The organism is Acidobacteriota bacterium (assembly GCA_016715115.1).
In the GTDB taxonomy this organism is placed as follows: Bacteria; Acidobacteriota; Blastocatellia; order Pyrinomonadales; family Pyrinomonadaceae; genus JAFDVJ01.
This window is the reverse complement of record JADKBM010000016.1, coordinates 1,003,802-1,019,956: the sequence shown is the minus strand read 5'-3', so window position 1 is coordinate 1,019,956 and position 16,155 is coordinate 1,003,802. Positions and strand designations below refer to the sequence as shown.

At 55.4% G+C, this 16,155-nt stretch carries 17 protein-coding genes and 1 tRNA gene; 5 read left to right on the top strand and 13 right to left on the bottom strand.

The features are described from left to right. The first annotated feature begins 287 nt into the window (after nt 1–287). Nucleotides 288–1,247, top strand: coding sequence for a transporter (locus IPN69_22405; GenBank protein ID MBK8813458.1), 960 nt, complete (start codon nt 288–290; stop codon nt 1,245–1,247). A gap of 134 nt (nt 1,248–1,381) precedes the next feature. On the opposite strand, the gene IPN69_22400 is transcribed toward IPN69_22405, so the two are convergent. Together IPN69_22400 and IPN69_22395 are read right to left on the bottom strand one after the other, a co-directional pair. Then, on the bottom strand, nt 1,382–1,870 hold the full coding sequence (locus IPN69_22400) for a hypothetical protein (GenBank protein MBK8813457.1): 489 nt from the start codon (nt 1,868–1,870) through the stop codon (nt 1,382–1,384). A 486-nt stretch (nt 1,871–2,356) separates the two neighbouring features. Then, nucleotides 2,357–2,845: a hypothetical protein gene (locus IPN69_22395; GenBank protein MBK8813456.1), complete on the bottom strand. Its 489-nt coding sequence runs from the start codon at nt 2,843–2,845 to the stop codon at nt 2,357–2,359. Between the two features lie 165 nt (nt 2,846–3,010). Between IPN69_22395 and IPN69_22390 the strand changes: the two genes are divergently transcribed. Both IPN69_22390 and IPN69_22385 read left to right on the top strand, forming a co-directional pair. Further along, the gene (locus IPN69_22390; protein ID MBK8813455.1) at nt 3,011–3,661 is read left to right on the top strand and encodes a riboflavin synthase; all 651 of its coding nucleotides are present in this window, start codon (nt 3,011–3,013) and stop codon (nt 3,659–3,661) included. Nucleotides 3,662–3,699: 38 nt separating this feature from the next. After that, nucleotides 3,700–4,173: a GNAT family N-acetyltransferase gene (locus tag IPN69_22385; GenBank protein MBK8813454.1), complete on the top strand. Its 474-nt coding sequence runs from the start codon at nt 3,700–3,702 to the stop codon at nt 4,171–4,173. Nucleotides 4,174–4,231: 58 nt separating this feature from the next. On the opposite strand, the gene IPN69_22380 is transcribed toward IPN69_22385, so the two are convergent. From IPN69_22380 to IPN69_22330, 11 genes are all read right to left on the bottom strand, one after another. Then, nucleotides 4,232–4,387, bottom strand: coding sequence for a hypothetical protein (locus IPN69_22380; GenBank protein ID MBK8813453.1), 156 nt, complete (start codon nt 4,385–4,387; stop codon nt 4,232–4,234). A gap of 80 nt (nt 4,388–4,467) precedes the next feature. Beyond that, entirely contained in the window at nt 4,468–5,190 is a 723-nt protein-coding gene (locus IPN69_22375) for a hypothetical protein (protein ID MBK8813452.1), read from the bottom strand. A 17-nt stretch (nt 5,191–5,207) separates the two neighbouring features. Then, nucleotides 5,208–6,032 (bottom strand): hypothetical protein, encoded by an 825-nt coding sequence (locus tag IPN69_22370; GenBank protein MBK8813451.1) that lies wholly within the window; start codon nt 6,030–6,032, stop codon nt 5,208–5,210. Between the two features lie 108 nt (nt 6,033–6,140). After that, the gene (locus IPN69_22365) at nt 6,141–6,320 is read right to left on the bottom strand and encodes a hypothetical protein (GenBank protein ID MBK8813450.1); all 180 of its coding nucleotides are present in this window, start codon (nt 6,318–6,320) and stop codon (nt 6,141–6,143) included. A 99-nt stretch (nt 6,321–6,419) separates the two neighbouring features. After that, nucleotides 6,420–8,168 carry a M20/M25/M40 family metallo-hydrolase gene (locus IPN69_22360; GenBank protein MBK8813449.1) on the bottom strand — a complete coding sequence of 583 codons (1,749 nt, stop codon included), beginning with the start codon at nt 8,166–8,168 and terminating at the stop codon, nt 6,420–6,422. 206 nt (nt 8,169–8,374) lie between these two features. Then, complete coding sequence (locus IPN69_22355) at nt 8,375–8,956, bottom strand: methyltransferase domain-containing protein (protein ID MBK8813448.1); 582 nt, start codon at nt 8,954–8,956, stop codon at nt 8,375–8,377. 116 nt (nt 8,957–9,072) lie between these two features. Further along, entirely contained in the window at nt 9,073–11,607 is a 2,535-nt protein-coding gene (gene topA, locus IPN69_22350; protein ID MBK8813447.1) for a type I DNA topoisomerase, read from the bottom strand. Nucleotides 11,608–12,219: 612 nt separating this feature from the next. Then, the gene (locus IPN69_22345; GenBank protein MBK8813446.1) at nt 12,220–12,765 is read right to left on the bottom strand and encodes a transposase; all 546 of its coding nucleotides are present in this window, start codon (nt 12,763–12,765) and stop codon (nt 12,220–12,222) included. A 326-nt stretch (nt 12,766–13,091) separates the two neighbouring features. Next, nucleotides 13,092–14,216 (bottom strand): DNA-protecting protein DprA, encoded by a 1,125-nt coding sequence (gene dprA / locus IPN69_22340; protein MBK8813445.1) that lies wholly within the window; start codon nt 14,214–14,216, stop codon nt 13,092–13,094. A 4-nt stretch (nt 14,217–14,220) separates the two neighbouring features. Continuing rightward, the gene (locus IPN69_22335; protein ID MBK8813444.1) at nt 14,221–14,604 is read right to left on the bottom strand and encodes a four helix bundle protein; all 384 of its coding nucleotides are present in this window, start codon (nt 14,602–14,604) and stop codon (nt 14,221–14,223) included. A gap of 229 nt (nt 14,605–14,833) precedes the next feature. Then, nucleotides 14,834–14,932, bottom strand: a tRNA-Sec gene (locus tag IPN69_22330). 187 nt (nt 14,933–15,119) lie between these two features. Here IPN69_22330 and IPN69_22325 point away from each other — a divergent pair. Both IPN69_22325 and IPN69_22320 read left to right on the top strand, forming a co-directional pair. Then, entirely contained in the window at nt 15,120–15,575 is a 456-nt protein-coding gene (locus IPN69_22325) for a hypothetical protein (protein MBK8813443.1), read from the top strand. Between the two features lie 18 nt (nt 15,576–15,593). Next, nucleotides 15,594–16,154, top strand: coding sequence for a hypothetical protein (locus IPN69_22320; protein ID MBK8813442.1), 561 nt, complete (start codon nt 15,594–15,596; stop codon nt 16,152–16,154). The last annotated feature ends 1 nt before the right edge of the window (nt 16,155 follow it).

Below are 16,155 nucleotides of genomic sequence, written 5' to 3'. Positions count from 1 at the left end.
GCGGTGAGCGGTGAACGGTGAGCGGTGAACGGTGAGCGGTGAGCGGTGAGCGGTGAGCGGTGAGCGGTGAGCGGTGAGCAGTAGGCAGTAAGCAGTGAGCGGTGAGCGGTGAGCGGTGAGCGGTGAGCGGTGAGCGGTGAGCGGTGAGCGGTGAGCGGTGAGCGGTGAGCGGTGAGCAGTGAGCGGTGAGCGGTGAGCGGTGAGCAGTAGGCAGTGAGCAAATGACGGCCCACCTGACCACTGCTTCCGGCTTACTGCCTACCGCTCACTGCTCACAATAAAAAAAGATGTCCCGACAAGAAACCGGAGAGAACGAAGTAACCCAGGAGAGCCGAGATCTTGGATTTGGGGCCAAGGTAGCCTCAGAAAGCCGGCTGCGGTTTCTGAATCGAGACGGTTCGTTTAACGTCGCCCGGACCGGAATGGGGCGACTCACGACCCTCAACGTCTATCATTACTCGCTTACGATGTCCTGGTCGGCGTTCCTTGGACTCGTTTTGCTTCTCTATTTCGTTAGCAACGTCTTTTTCGGGCTGATTTACTCGGCGTTCGGAGCCGACGCCCTGGTCGATACTTCGTCGATACCGTTTGAGAACATTTTTGTGAGGGCGTTCTTCTTTTCCGTTCAAACCTTTGCCACGATCGGTTACGGTACGATCCATCCCGTCGGTTTTTGGCCGAATATGATCGTGACGATCGAATCGTATTACAGCCTGCTCGCCAATGCCCTCATCACCGGTGTCGTCTTCGCCCGTTTTGCACGGCCGACGGCGCGGATCATCTTCAGCGAGAACGCGATTGTCGCGCCGTATCGGGACCTCACCGGACTGATGTTCCGCATCGCGAACAGCCGAAACAACCAACTGATCGACGTCAACGCGCAGGTCGCATTTTCGAGATTTTGCGAAGAGAACGGACGGATCGTCCGAAAATTCGATCTTCTGAAGCTCGAAAGATCGAACGTGTCATTCTTTCCGCTGGCTTGGACGGTTGTCCATCCGATCGACGAATCATCGCCGATGTTCGGTATGACCGAGGCCGATTTCAAACGCATCGACGCCGAGTTGCTTATCCTGCTTTCCGCGACCGATGAGACGTTCGCGCAGTCTGTTCACGCCCGTTCATCGTACAAGACCGGAGAGATCCGCTTTGGCTATAAATTTGCGACGATGTACAACCCGATCGAAAATCACGAACCGATCTCGATCGACATCCGCAAGCTTTCGGCGATCGAAAAGGCCGACTGATCGCTCTGATTTCATTTAGGTTTTACCAGTCTCAGATCTGCTCTTCGTTTTCCCGTCCGGCAGCGAGTGCGTTCAGGCAAGCATCGTCAGGTTTGCGGAAGCTCCGATCGTTTGCCGGTGACAGGAGGCGCGTGCTATTGCAGATGGGCGAGATAGACCGGCGACGTCTCGGCCGCCTCCATTCGGGCCAATTCTTCCTGCAGTCCGAACACCGCATTGAAACTGGATTCATATCGCTCGCCGACACCCGGTGGGCGCGGATCGTTAAGAAAAAGCCGATTGCCCATCATTCCGCTGATCACGCGAACGTGCGGGCCAAAACGCGTCGCCGACGCGCACCATAAAGGCCCGTAACACATCAACTGGCTCAGTATCGCGATTTCGGTGTAGCATTTCGGGATCTCGGGAACGAATCCCCATTGCTGCAGTATGTATTGGTCGCTTGAGCTCAAGCCGCGACCGCCATCAATGTATTGCGGCAGATAACTCGTTCCGCCGACATTTTCGGCGATCTTTTTCGGGTCGAGGCGGACGCCATCGCGCCAACTCAGGATCATTGCAATGCTTGCGGCCCAGCAGGACATTTCAGTTTCCTGCGGAATAAGCGGTACATCGTAGATCACGGGGCACACCTCCTTGAAATTAGTTCATTAGTAATTGTAATTATATACTACCGTCAAGTATTAGTCAGAGCACTCAAACGGAGTCGTCCTCTTGCTCAGTATCGGACGACCTCAACGCAAACCAAACAGAATCTTGATCGAGATCACGACCCCGGAATTCATCCGGTTTGCGACCTCTTTCACAACTTCGTTGTCGAGAAGCGCCCGTTTGCGTCGTCCTCGATCGCGTCGCGGATGTCCTGGTCGCCGAACGGTTCGACGCACGGCCTTTCGCGTTCGAGCGCTGATTTAATCCGTTCCGAAGGGTCGATGTCGCACCCTCGCCGCCGGCACTCGTGTCGTGGATGACGATTGATGTCGCCTTCTGCGAATACGTCGGGAAGGCGATGAATAGAATGAGAAGGAAGGCGGCGAAGAATACTAGTTCGCCGGACGCAGTACAGCAATAGTATTCGCTGAGTGGGAGCGATATCGCGACAATCGGTTTTACTGAAGATGGGCGATGTAAACCGGCGACGGCTGGTTGAGTTCCTGCGCGCCGAGCGTTTCCATCTCGCCGAAAATGTCGCCGAATGAGCGGCGATATTGTGAGCCGCTGTCGACCGGAGACGGGTCGTTGACGTAAACCTGGTCGCCGGTCATTCCGCGAATAACCCGGATGTGCGGCCCTTCCGGAACAAGTCCAGCAAACCACAACGGTCCGTACTGCATCAGCATCGCCTCGATGGCGGCCGGCGTGTAGCACTGCGGGGCTTCGAGAACGAATCCGTTTCGCTCGAGAATGTACCGGTCGTTCGGGTCCAGTCCCGGTCCGTTATGCGCAAATTGCGGCATATAATTCGTGCCGCCTGGATTTTGCGCGATTCGCTGCGGATCGTATGACGCCTGATCGCGCCAACCGAGGATCATCGCCATACTTGCTGCCCAACACGACATATTCGTGCTCTGTGGAACCAACTCAACATCGTAGATCATTCGTTTTGACCTCCTTCGAAACGATCGAACATATTTTCAATTCAATCTTATCACTTCGGGGATAGAAGTTTAACGAACCAGGGGCCGCGCTATGGTTCGATTTTCAAGTATGATAGCGTTACGGTAAAGGGCTGGAAATTTTGATTCTCAGGAAGTTGGAAGAACGTGTTTACGGGAATTATCGAAGAACTTGGAAAGGTCTCGTCGCTCGACAAAAGCGCGTCGGGCGCCCGGATCCGGATCGCGGCGAAGGTCGTTACGGCAGAGACGAAGGACGGCGACTCAATCGCGGTCAATGGTGTCTGTTTGACGGCGCTCGGAGTTGAAAAAGACTCGTTTACGGCCGATGTTTCGGGCGAAACGCTGAAAATGACGACGCTTGGATCGCTCGCCGCGGGGACGCCCGTCAATCTCGAACGCGCCGTGACGCCGGCGACGCGCCTCGGCGGGCATATCGTTCAAGGTCACGTCGATGCCCGCGGAACGTTCGTTTCGGCGGGCAGAAGCGGCGATTTCTGGACCGTCCGAATCGGATTTCCGAACGAGATCGGAAAGTATCTGATCTACAAGGGATCGATCTCGGTTGAAGGCATTTCGTTGACGGTCGCCGAACTCGGGGATGACTGGTTCGAGATCGCGATCATTCCGAAAACCTGGACGATGACGAATCTCTCGTCACTCAAATCGGGTGACGCGGTCAATCTCGAAACCGATATGATCGCAAAATATGTCGAACGGATCCTGACGCATTCGGCGGCTGACAAGCCGACGGAGGTAACGATGGAGAAGTTAGGGGAACTCGGATACTTGAAGTGACATTGCCTGCGAAATGCGCCGACTCCGCGACGATCAGAATGAACATCATCGAGGCCAAATCTCCGGAACAGATCGAACTCGCGCGGCATCTTTTCGTCGAGTATCAGGCGTGGTTCGGACTCGCGCTTTGCTTTCAGAATTTCGACGAAGAACTCGCTAACTTGCCGGGCGAATACGCGCGGCCGGATGGCCGTCTCTGGCTCGCATACGAATCGAACGAACTTGCCGGTTGCATCGCGCTCAGAAAACTCGAAGAAGGAATCTGCGAAATGAAGCGGCTTTTTGTCCGCGACGGGTTTCGCGGAAAGGGAATCGGCGTTGCGCTGATCGAAACGCTGATCGCCGAAGCAAAAGCACTCGGTTACAAGAAACTCCGCCTCGACACCTATCCCCCGAAAATGGAAAAAGCCGTGTGTCTCTACGAATCCTACGGCTTCCGCGAAATCCCTCCGTATTACCACAACCCCTACGGCGAGACGCTATTCCTGGAACTTGATCTTTATGTAGATTAGTCTATTCCGCGTCCGTTTCGGGACGCATTGATCTCCGATCCGTCCGTCAGGTCGAAATTCACGGATCCTTCGTTTTTCCCCTCCCGGAGCGAACCTTCGACCTGACGTCGGCGACGGCTTTCGCCGCATTATCGCTTTCGAGGTAGTTTGTTTTGAGTCCTGCCAAACGGCTGCAGCCGAGAACCAGCACCAGTATCGGCAGAATCGCCGCCATCAGTGCGGTAGGGGTTTATTTTTCATAGCTAAATTTTTCGTCACGATTGAAATTCGGAACCGAAGTATCGGTTGCCACGATCAGTTGGTTAATTTCCACTCGACCTGACTTTGTAGCGACTCGAAGGCGTCGAGAATCGCCTTTACTTCATCCGTGTCTTTTCCGATATTGCTCGTCAGGATCGTCTTGGTCGTGCCCGAATAGGTCACGATAAGTCTGTATTCCCTCGTGTCCGTAATTCTATCGGGCGAGTCCCCGAGCTTTGAAAAATCGTTGTCAACCAACACTTGCGCAAGGCGTTGGAATTGGTCGGTTGATATCACTGCCTGATATCTTTGCCCCCCGGATCCTTGCTTCTTTCCAGTGTCGTAAATTTTGGCGCCGGTGGTCTTGATTGCCGCGCCGTCGCTCGAAAAGCTCGTCGCGCCCGACGTCGTATAGCTTTCGTCTGACCCGACAAGCGGACCGGCGTGACTTCGTTCAGAAAACACGACTTGGGTGATCTCAGAAGCCGAAACCGAATTCGATCCCGGCAGTCTGATCCACGGCGACGACTTTGCCGATGGCGCTCCGGTGGTCGAAACCGACGAAGTCAGATATATCGTCAGAAGATAAGCCGCACCGCCTAGGAAGAGCGTCAAACCGGCTCCAAGGACCAGGCCCGGAAAGAACCGGCCTTTCGGATCGCGACCTATTTCGTCTCCGGCGGAAATGCTGTTGATCGCGGCACCGCAATTGTTGCAGAACGACAGCTTCGCGCCGGCGTCATTTGTGATCTCACTCCCGCATTGTCTGCATTTCATTCGGATCATAACGCCGCCTAGTCCCCGCATTCAATCGACAAAACGTTATTCAAGGCGCTTCCCGCGGACTCATAAACATCGCTTGAGACGCCTCCGTAAGAAAACAGACCCTTCAAAACAACTTCCATTTTCCCGTCGCCGTTGAGATCGGCGATCGCCGAAAGATCATACTCGCTGATGTAGTCAGGGTCTACGGGTTTCGTCGGATAAAACTCGCCTTCGATGAGGTAATTCTTGGTCTTCCCGCCGACCGTCCTTCTCATCAAGACGAACGAATAATTCCCGGCGCGCGGCAACGACTGGATCTCGCCGTTCCTGTCCTTGTAATTCGTCGCTTCGATAAAGATCTCCTGGGTGCCGTCACCTTCGAGATCGATCGAAACAACTTTTTCGATCTTTACCGTTTTGACTCTAATTCCCTTGGATCGGAGAAAGTCGAGAGCGATCTTCCGATAAGCCGCCGGATTGAGTTTCTTGGGGCTGCGCGGCATCGGATTCCAGTTCGCGTCCGCGCCGATCGCCAGCGTCGGCCTTAGCGTCCCGTCATCGAAGACGTCGTCCGGAATCTTCGCCGTATTTCCGAAATAGTATTGATTCGCACCGCAGCCAAGCTCTCCGAGCGTGCCGTAAACCTCGGACGTTTTGCCGGTCACGAACGAGTCAACGACAACGAATTTCGAAGGTTTTCCGAAGCTCGCCGACACTTCGTCTTCCTTAAGCCATTTTCCGTCGCGCGATCCGCCGACCAGATAGTTGTCGTGCGCGATCAAAACCGTCCCGGATTGGGAATAGATCTCTGAGCCGAGTGCCAGAATGAACAGTGCCGAAAACAGCATTCTCATAACAATCTCCCGTTCTGCAATAGACGAAAGATAGCGCGACTTTTGCCCGTCCATCAAGTGCCTTAAGCCCATCACTCGACCGTCTCGATGACTATATCGGTCGCCTGCCTAAGGAATGAACGCCGAAGGAACGGGGTTGTCGGTCGATACCCCGAACTGCTGAATGAGCGTTCCGGCGGTCGAGCGCTGGACGTACCACGTCGCGTTCGACGGTCGGAAGACCGCCGCGTCAAGCTTGCCGTCGTAATCGCCGGGCGCCGGCGTGTCGGTCGCGCGTTTAGGTCTCAAGCCGACCCGTCGAACCGTTTTGGGGCCAAGAAGAAAAAGGCAGGAATTCGGATCGATTTCCGAAAATCCTGCCTTTTTTTCGCTTCTCGCTTGACCTGCTTACCTCATCGGCTTGCGCGGCATTTTCTCGTCCATCATCGCGGTCTGATAAACAAACGCGGCCATAATGATCGCGGCCTGTTTCATATCGTCGGCCTGGATGCGGTCGTAGACGTCCTGGTTCGAGTGGTGAGTCCGTGTGTCGTACTCGATCTCGTCCTGGATGAACTGGAAGCCCGGAAGCCCGACTCGGTCGAACGCCAGGTGATCAGTTCCGCCCGTGTTCTGCATCGTCAGCGTCGAAGCGCCCATTTCGCCGAACGGCGCGAGCCACGCCCGGAAGATCGGCGCGACAGCAGCGTTGCCCTGCATATAGACCCCGCGGATCTTTCCGGTCCCGTTGTCGAGATTGTAATAAGCAGAGAGTTTGTCGTAATCCGCTCCCTTGATCAGTTCCGGTTTCTGTGCGTTCGGCTGCGGGATGCCGAATATGTTGCCGCCGCCCTTCATTTCGCCGAAATGTTGTTTAACGTAATTCGACGAGCCGAAAAGGCCCTGCTCTTCGCCTGACCAGAGACCGACGCGAATCGTCCGGCGCGGCTTAAGTCCAAGGGTCTGAATGATGCGCGCCGCTTCCATAGCCACCGCGACACCGGCCGCGTTGTCGGTCGCGCCGGTGCCCGCGTGCCACGAATCGATATGCCCGCCGAGCATCACGAGTTCTTCCTTGAGCGTCGGATCGGTTCCCGGAATTTCGGCGACGGTGTTGTACGCCATCGTATCTTCATCGTGATATTGGACCGCGAGATCGACCGTCAGTTGGACCTTTTCGCCCGCCTGGAGCATTCTCACCAGACGGTTGTAGTCCTCGGTCGCGACCGTTATTTGCGGAACCATTTTCGATTCGGCCTCTTTGTCCCAGGCCGAAAGGCGTCGTTGCGTGAAAAAGTCCATCGGATTCGCCGGAATGTCGGCCGCGACCGACGCCCCCGAAACGAAGATCGTACCGCCGCTTCCGTTGCCGCTGTTGTCGACGACAAGCGCGGCGCCTTCCTCGATCAGGAACTTGGCGCGTCTCGCACCGGCGATGAAGCGCTCGAGGCGTGCCTGCATCTGGGCCGGATTACCCTGTCCGCCGGGACGCTGAACGCTGGCCGGATCCGGCGAGTTCGCCATTTCGAGCAGTTGTTTGTCGGTCAAGCGTTCGCCCATTCCTTCAAAATCAGCCTTGACCTCGCGGAGGTCCGACATCAGAACGATCTTGCCCTTAAGCTGCCCTTTGAACTTCGCGAAGTCGGCGTCGGTCTTGGCATCGAAAAAGACGACGTCCGACGTCAGGACCGACGATGTCTGGACAGGCATCGTCGCGACCTTGCTCTTTTTGTCTTTGGGGTTCACGGCCGGAGCGGGCATCGGCACGCTGATTCCCGGCGACCAAGCTTTCGGATAGGCGATCAGCGGAAAGGAATATGGAGACGAAACCTGAGCCGAAAACCGCTTGAGTTCCCAACCGCGTCCGAACGGTCCCCACGCCTCGAGTTTTGCGTTTTGCATCCCCCATTTCGCCATCGTGTCGCGCGTCCATTCGTTGGCGCGTTTCAGATTTGGCGATGCGGTAAGACGCCCGCCAATAACGTCGGTCAGGTAACTGAGCGTTTTCATTACCTGCGAATTCTTCGTTCCTTCTTCCTTGATCTTGTCGATGACGTCTTTCGGCGCCTGATAGATCGGATTCGTTTCTGCGAGCGCGGCCGTCGGCAACAAGAATGCCAGTAGCAAGAACGCGCTGATTACTCTGCGTCGTAACATTAGATTGATTTCTCCTGGATGATAATGATAAGCCTGAGGACAAAGACGCGAAACTGAATGGAATCGTTTCAACTTGACCGAATAAATCCGACTTCTGCGAAAATAAACTGAAAAAAAGAACCGAAGCAACCGCAGAGCGGAAATGCCGTCGAACACTTAACAAATCGCAAATCGCAAATCGCAAATCGCAAATCGCAAATCGCAAATCACTTTGTCGCCCAGGTCAGCGTGTACGCCGGGGGAACGTTCTTGACGATCAACGGGCTGCGTTTTGATTTGCCGTAGCGCGCGCGCATAAACTCGCGGAGTTTGATCGCCGACGGCATATAGTAGCCGTGCGCGTATTGAAACGTCCGAAACGTGCATCCGTTCTGCATCAGCAGGTCGATCTCGCTCAAGATCTTGTCCCCGACTTCGTTTGGAAGCGAAACGAACGGCAGGCAACAGATCACAAAACCGACTTTTCCGAGTCCGGATCTCTGATGGATCGAAACCGTTTCGCACGCATTGCCGCAAACGATCTTCAAATCCGGATAATTGCGTTTCAGAGAACGAACGAGATCCCGGTCAAGTTCGATACCAAGATACGATTCTTCATCGGGGATGATCTCCTGCAGGAATTTCGTGATCGCGCCGGTTCCGACGCCAAGTTCGAGGACGATATTGTCTCTTTCGGGTTTCATCCCTGCGATCATCGCCGCCGCAAGTTCCGGCGAGGACGGCGCTATCGAGCCGACCTTGAGCGGATTCTTGAGAAACGCCTGAAGAAACTGAATGTTTTCGTTCATCCTGCTAAACTCTGCAATCACAACGAATGCAGATGACACGAGGACGCCCGTCAAGCAATTGGCCGGGCTTCAGCAAACTGCCGCGTCCTGCGGAGAAATTCAAAATCTACCCTTGGTTAGTTCGCCGAAACCTTGGCATCGGATGCACCTGCGTCTGTAACATTAACACCGGTCACCGCAATTTTATAATCGCACCCTTCGTTTTGGCAATAGCGCGTCGTTCCGTCCTTCCGCGTCTTGTCGAGCAAAAACGGCGTCTTGCATTGCGGGCACGGGATCGCGACCGGTTTATCCCAAAAAACCGCGTCGCATTTCGGATAGTTCGAACAGCCGTAAAACGCTTTGCCGCGGCGCGATTTCTTGACCGTGATCTCACCCTTTGAGCATTTCGGGCAAGCGACCCCGACCGTTTCACGCTTCACGTAATCGCATTTCGGATAGTTCGAACAAGATACAAACTCACCGTAACGGCCCTGGCGCCGAACGAGATTCGCGCCGTCCTGCGGACATATCTCGTCGAGTTCGACCGGCGGGGCGACGGGTTTCGTGTCGCCTTTAGCGATTTTGCGGATATTCTTGCAGTCCGGATAGCCCGTACATCCGTAAAATGCTCCGAATCGACCTTTCTTGAGCGCCATTTCGCGGCCGCAAAGTTCGCAGACCGGCACTTCCGGAGTTTGGTCCGAGCCTTCTGACTGGCCGTTTCCTTCTGTGTCCGTTTTCGGTTTGACGCTCGAAACCTCCCGCGTCGTTTTGCATTCGGGGTAGTTGGAGCAGGCGAGAAATTGTCCGAAACGGCCAAACTTGATGACCATCTGGGCACCGCATTTCTCGCAGATATGCTCGGTCGGGATCGACGCCTTTTTCTTGTTCTTGATGCTCTCTTCGGCCGATTTCAGATCGACGGCGAATTTGTCATAGAATCCGCGCATCGCGTCACGCCAATTGAGTTTGCCTTCCTCGATCTCGTCGAGCTGACCTTCCATTCGGGCCGTGTAAGCTTCGTTGAAAAGATCCTCAAAACTGGCGGTCAGCAGATCGTTGACGGTCGTGCCGAGCGGCGTCGGACGAAAACGGCCCTCAAGCCGTTCGACGTATTCGCGATCCTGGATCGTCGTCATAATCGAAGCGTAGGTCGACGGCCGTCCGATACCCTTTTCTTCGAGCGCTTTGACGAGCGTCGCTTCGGTGTACCGCGGCGGCGGTTCGGTGTGATGCTCCTCGCCGTTGATCGAATTCAGCTTCAGCGTTTCGCCCTTTTCGACGAGGGGAAGATTGCGTTCCTCGTCGTCGTCCTCGCCCTCCGCCGGTTTTTCGTCGCGGCCTTCCTGGTAAACCTTCAAAAAGCCGTCGAATTTCTGGACCGAGCCCGTCGAGCGGAAGAGAAAACGTCCGGCGCGAATATCGATCGTCGTCTGATCGAAAAGCGCGGGCATCATCTGCGATGCCACGAAGCGCTGCCAGATCAGACGATAGAGCTTGTATTCGTCGGGACTCAGATATTGCTTGATGCTCTCGGGCGTACGATTGACGTCGGTCGGGCGAATCGCTTCGTGCGCATCCTGCGCGCCGCCTTTCGTCTTGTACATCGTCGGTTTCGCGGGCAAATAGCGTTCGCCGTATTCCGAGCCGATGAAATCGCGAACTTCGCCGAGCGCGGCGTCTGAAACACGCGTCGAATCGGTGCGCATATAAGTGATCAGACCGACCGAGCCTTCGGCGCCGATCTCGATTCCTTCGTAAAGCTTCTGCGCGACCGACATCGCTTTCTTGACCGGAAAACCAAACTTCCGCGACGCTTCCTGCTGAAGTTTCGACGTGATGAACGGCGGCGTCGCGTTGCGTTTGCGTTCTTTGGTCGCGACCGATTCGACGACGAACGTTTGCTGTTCGGCCTCGTCGACGATCGACCTCGCGGTCGCGCCGTCTTTAATATGTGTCTCGGTCTTTTTGAGATCCTGATCGAACCCGCTCGTTTTGACCGTCAGATCTTCGATCTTGTAGAGTTTCGAATCGAACTTCGGCGGGAGTTTCGCGCTCAGGTTGGCGACGATCGTCCAGTATTCGGTTTGGACGAAGTTCTCGATCTCGCGTTCGCGCTCGACGACGAGCCGCACGGCAACGGTTTGCACACGTCCCGCGGAGAGCTTGCCGCCGATTGTCTTCCAAAGGATCGGCGAGACCTTGTAACCAACGAGCCGGTCGAGGATCCGGCGGGCCTGCTGTGCATCGACAAGGTTCTGGTTGACCTCTTTCGGATGGTTGAACGCCTCTTGAACAGCCTTTTTCGTGATCTCGTTGAACATCACCCGAAAGAACGGTTTGCCCCCTTTCTTAGGCACGAGTTCTTCTTTCAGATGCTGGCAGATCGCCTCGCCTTCGCGGTCAGGGTCGGCCGCGAGAAAGATCGCTTCCGATTCCTTGGCGGCCTTTTTCAAGTCAGACACCGTCTTTTTATTATTGCGTTTCTTGCTATCGGGAATGACCTCGTAAAACGGTTCGAAGTTATTCTCGATATCGACACCAAGTTCCTTCATCGGCAGGTCCTTGATATGACCGATCGACGCCAGGACCTTGTAATCGCTACCAAGATACTTGTTGATTGTTTTCGCCTTTGCCGGCGATTCGACGATGACTAGATTTTTTGCCATTAGTGAAAAAAATAAGTCAGACGCAGGATTTGCGCTGACATCTGACTTCTAACACCGAAATTGCGCTCGTGTCAATTCGCATAAACTTTATTGGCCGAACAGCGCGGAAGCCTCGCGCGTGCGCGAGCTGAACGGCAATCGAGCCGTGTTTTCAGTGCCTGAGACTCACACATCGGCCGAGACTGTCGGTCCGACAGGTCGGTACCATCTGCGGTAGCGGATGCTTGACTATCGGCATCCGAGCGCGATGCCGATCCCTCTATGGTGTGGCCGCAGACTATCGCGGCCATCCGCTACCGCAGATGGTACTGACCTGTGAGCGCTGACATCCGCACCGCCGCGGCCAGCCATCCGCTACCGCAGATGGTACTGAACTGTGAGTACTGATATCCCCTGCGGCCGATGGCGCGTACGGGCGGCGCACCGCGCCGCACCGGCCGAGACTGTCGGTCCGAGAGGTCAGTACCATCTGCGGTAGCGGATGGTTGATGATCAGCATCCGAGCGCGATGCCGATCAGACGGTTAAGGCCGTAGACTGCCGGCTACAACCATCCGCAATCGCAGATGGTACTGTGAGTACTGACATCCGCAGCGCCGCATCGGCGAGCGCGTCACTCCGTCAGATCGGTACCATTTTCCCTCTCCTCGCGATACTTTGGCAGTGGTCCGCCCTGTTTGTGGAGCACGTAATCAATGGCATCAACAAGGCTGCGTTCCGTCCAGAGATTGCGCTTACTTCCGCGATCGGACCACGGGCTCAGTTCGCTTTGCCAACACCCGTTCTCCCGCATCGTCCTCGTTGCGTTTGACTTATAGGCGTTCAACGCTCCGTCTCCGTTTATTGCTCCGTTGCTGACGACGGAATGGACGTGGTTGGTTCGCGCATTTACAGCATGTAGCGTCCAATTGCGTTTACGGCATGTTTCGCGTATAGCTGTCTCGGTGAAATAGCGCTGTTTGGCGTCTAGCTTTCCGGGATCGCGTTTCATCCGTTCACGGTTTACCCTTTGCCATTCCTCCTGCGCAGGCAGTTTGCGGGTCCGGTATTTGTTGCGAAAACGGTTAACCGAACCGCGATGATCTCCGTGAAGCCAAGTTCCGTAAGTTCGGAAAGTAATCAGAAATCCGACTGGTTGATCTGTGTCATTCCATTGCATATCGAGTCTCCTATTTCGATTTGTCCAAGTGCCTGTCAGTTTCATCTTCCTTGCCGGATGGTTGTCGATCTATCTTGGGCGCTAATTGCGAAGTACAACCATCCGCTACCGCAGATGGTACTGACCTGTGAGTGCGATGCCGATCAGACGGTCAAGGCCGTAGACTGCCGGCTACAACCATCCGCTACCGCAGATGGTACTGACCTGTCAGCGCGCTGCCAATCGGATGGTCGCGGCCGCCGAGTGCAGGGTATAGCCATCCGCTCCCGCAGTTGGTAATGTGAGCGCTGAGGCGGTACTGACGGCTCGCAGCTGACCGCTCTCCCTCAGAGCTTCCTCGCGTAATGATTGCCCGGCAAGACCTTGATCAGGTCCTTCAGATCCAACCCGACGAGGATTGAATTGAGCTCGCCGAAACCGAGTCCGGACTTTGCGAGCAATTCGTCAAAATGAACCGCTTCGTCTGAGCGGAGTAGAAACCAGACGCATCGTTCGCGTTCCGATAGCCCAGCCGGCGCCAGTCCGGGTTGTTTTGGCAACTCCGGCGGCGCGTCGTCGAGCTTTGGCGGAAGTATTCGCGACGAGATCTCGGTTGGAAGTTCGCAGACCACGTCCTGCCATTGCTGGACGAGCTTTGCGCCGGATTTGATCAGGTAGTTCGTGCCGATCGAATTGCGCGAGGTAATGTTTCCGGGAACGGCGAAGACTTCGCGGTTCTGCTCCGACGCGAGCCGCGCCGTGATGAGCGATCCGCTTCGGTCGGTCGCCTCGACAAGCAGAACGCCCAGACTGAGTCCGGAAATGATCCGGTTGCGATAAGGAAAGTTCTCGCCAAGCGGCGGTGTGCCGAGCGGAAACTGGGTTACGATCGCGCCTCCGGAGTCGAGTATGGCGTCGGCGAGTTTCGCGTTCTCTTTCGGATAGATCCGGTCGATCCCGGTGCCGAGCACGCCGATGGCGCGTCCCTTGCCACGGATCGCGCCGCGGTGGGAGGCCGTGTCGACACCGCGGGCGAGGCCGGAGACGATCGCGATCCCGTGTTCCGCCAGATCGCGCGACAGCATCTCGGCGGCGTTCTCGCCGTACGTCGAGCAGCGCCGCGAACCGATGACGGCGATCCCGGGATCGTCGAAACAGGCTTGCCAGTTTCCCCGGACATAGAGAACGATCGGCGGATCGTCGATCTCGCGCAGGAGAAACGGGTAACTGCCGTCATCGAGAAGCAAAACGTCGCCGCCGATTTCGCGGACGCGTTCAAGTTCCGTCTCCGCCCGGTCGTGAAACTCGCGTTTGAGGATGCTCTCGACCGTTTCGGCGCGAAGCCGCAACGATTCGAGTTCCCGCCGTGTCGCGTGAAACACGCCGTCGGCCGAACCGAATCGTTCAAGTAGTTTGGTAGCCGCCCGCGGCCCGACGCCGGGAGTCATATTGAGTGAGATCCAGGTTTTCATAATTTCATTTGGGATTGGGGATTTGTGATTTCGGATTTCTCCGTTCTTTTGAGGTCTTCGAGGCCGCGACGACGATCGCGACGATCTCGTCGGCTTCTTCCATAAGCGCAACCAGCTTTTCGTGTCGCACAATACGGCCTTCGGATAGCAGCTCAAGCCAATACCCCGACTCGTCCGCCTCTTCTTCGACGATGCTTAGTTTATTGATGAAGTCGGCCGCAGATTTTGCACGGCAGACGGCGCGGTAGTTTGAACCGACGGAAGTTGCGCTGCGTAAAAGTTGATGTCCGATGACGTTCGCCGGCTTTGTATTCGGTAGATTGTCGACGAGATTGATAATGCGCAAGGCGAACTTCTTGGTGCGAAGTTTCATTTCGTTTTGTGTCATTTTGCTGATCTCCGAGGATTTTTCTTGTTCCCCAGAAAACGTGAGAATTGTTCGATGCGCCAACGGCAAGAAAGACCGCCGATGAGATTCGGTGAAGCACGTTCCCTAGGTTAAGGCTATTGAATCGAAATCGAGAGGTGGGCGCTTCTTGAATGAGATGCCTTTACTTAACGAATCGCCGCCAATTATCGGCAATCCGAATTCCCAAATCCCAAATCCGAAATCGGTTTGGCGGAAGCGTGTGGGAGTCGAACCCACCCAAGCGTGCTCTCACACGCTCACAGACGGTTTTGAAGACCGCGCCCGTCACCGGACAGGATGCGCCTCCGCAGTGAAGTCTAGTGTTATCAAAACTAAGGTTTGCGAGAGCTTTCTGTCAAGTGTTTTTTGGACCGCGGGCGCTACCGGCTTGCTTGACCGTGAAATTTCGCGCGTGTTATTCTTTCTCTTTTGAAAAGCGAGCATTTTTTTCGCTGCGTTTATCATAGAGCTACTTTTAATAATTAATTTCAGATATGTTTTTGCTAGCCTTTGCTGAAGGAAGTTCCATCCAACTTGTGCCGGACGGCACATTGCTCATCCACGTTGCGCTGATTTTGATCATGATCTGGATCCTGAACCGGACGTTCTTTCGTCCGATCAACCGGATCATCGAGTCGCGCGAGAAAAACAAAGGCGGCCGCTCGGTCGAAGCCGAGGAAATAATGCGCGACGTTGAGGGCAAACGCGAGATGTACAACCTCGCGATGCTCGACGCGCGAACGAAAGGCTACGAAATTATCGAGAAAGAAAGGACGAAGGCTCTCAAGAAGAAAGAGGAAAAGGTCACGGCCGTGAAGGAGTCGGTCGCGGTCGCATTCGCCGAAGAGTCGGCCGAACTCGAGAAGCAGACCGCCGAGGCCCGTGAAACCATCAAGTCGGAAGCTGAAAAACTCGCCGACCGAATCAGCGCGAATATTCTCAAGGCGTAGGCGGAGACAAGGTTTAGTATGTTTGCATTTATTTATAGTTTACTGATTCTAGCCGGCGGCGGCGGTGAAGGCTGGTGGAGCAAGGTCGAGCCGTACGTGAATTATCCCGGTTTCGAAGCCTGGAAGTTTCTTAATCTCGGCATCTTCATCGGAATCATGGTCTACCTTTTGAAGAAACCGCTCAGCGGCGCATTCAAGGCCAAACGCGAAACGATACGTGCCGAATTGATCAAGGCTGAAGAGCAGAAGCAGGCGGCTTTGGCGGAATTGACCGCGACCGAGGCGAAACTCGCGCGGCTCGACGCTGAAGCGGAAGAAGTCGTCGCCCGCGCGAAGGAAGAGGCCGCAGCGGAAAAGAAACGCATCGCGAAGGAAACGGACGAGGAAACGAAACGACTTGAGAATCAGGCGACCGGTGAGATCGACCGCAAGACCGCGCAGGTCCGCGTCGAACTCCGGCGTTATTCGGCTGAAGAGGCCGTGCGCCTTGCAGAAGAGAAGTTAAAAGCCGGCATCAACGCCGAAAGCGATTCGCGCCTTGTAAAGGCCGGAATCAGCGCGATCGGAGGTTTGAACTAGA

Bases quoted from the DNA above. Each gene is read 5' to 3' on its own strand.
- IPN69_22385 (MBK8813454.1), top strand. From the start codon at position 3,700: ATGAACATCATCGAGGCCAAATCTCCGGAACAGATCGAACTCGCGCGG.
- topA (MBK8813447.1), bottom strand. From the start codon at position 11,607: ATGGCAAAAAATCTAGTCATCGTCGAATCGCCGGCAAAGGCGAAAACA.
- IPN69_22360 (MBK8813449.1), bottom strand. From the start codon at position 8,168: ATGTTACGACGCAGAGTAATCAGCGCGTTCTTGCTACTGGCATTCTTG.
- IPN69_22320 (MBK8813442.1), top strand. From the start codon at position 15,594: ATGTTTGCATTTATTTATAGTTTACTGATTCTAGCCGGCGGCGGCGGT.
- IPN69_22325 (MBK8813443.1), top strand. From the start codon at position 15,120: ATGTTTTTGCTAGCCTTTGCTGAAGGAAGTTCCATCCAACTTGTGCCG.
- IPN69_22380 (MBK8813453.1), bottom strand. From the start codon at position 4,387: ATGGCGGCGATTCTGCCGATACTGGTGCTGGTTCTCGGCTGCAGCCGT.
- IPN69_22335 (MBK8813444.1), bottom strand. From the start codon at position 14,604: ATGACACAAAACGAAATGAAACTTCGCACCAAGAAGTTCGCCTTGCGC.
- IPN69_22375 (MBK8813452.1), bottom strand. From the start codon at position 5,190: ATGAAATGCAGACAATGCGGGAGTGAGATCACAAATGACGCCGGCGCG.
- IPN69_22405 (MBK8813458.1), top strand. From the start codon at position 288: ATGTCCCGACAAGAAACCGGAGAGAACGAAGTAACCCAGGAGAGCCGA.
- IPN69_22370 (MBK8813451.1), bottom strand. From the start codon at position 6,032: ATGAGAATGCTGTTTTCGGCACTGTTCATTCTGGCACTCGGCTCAGAG.
- IPN69_22355 (MBK8813448.1), bottom strand. From the start codon at position 8,956: ATGAACGAAAACATTCAGTTTCTTCAGGCGTTTCTCAAGAATCCGCTC.
- IPN69_22345 (MBK8813446.1), bottom strand. From the start codon at position 12,765: ATGCAATGGAATGACACAGATCAACCAGTCGGATTTCTGATTACTTTC.
- dprA (MBK8813445.1), bottom strand. From the start codon at position 14,216: ATGAAAACCTGGATCTCACTCAATATGACTCCCGGCGTCGGGCCGCGG.
- IPN69_22395 (MBK8813456.1), bottom strand. From the start codon at position 2,845: ATGATCTACGATGTTGAGTTGGTTCCACAGAGCACGAATATGTCGTGT.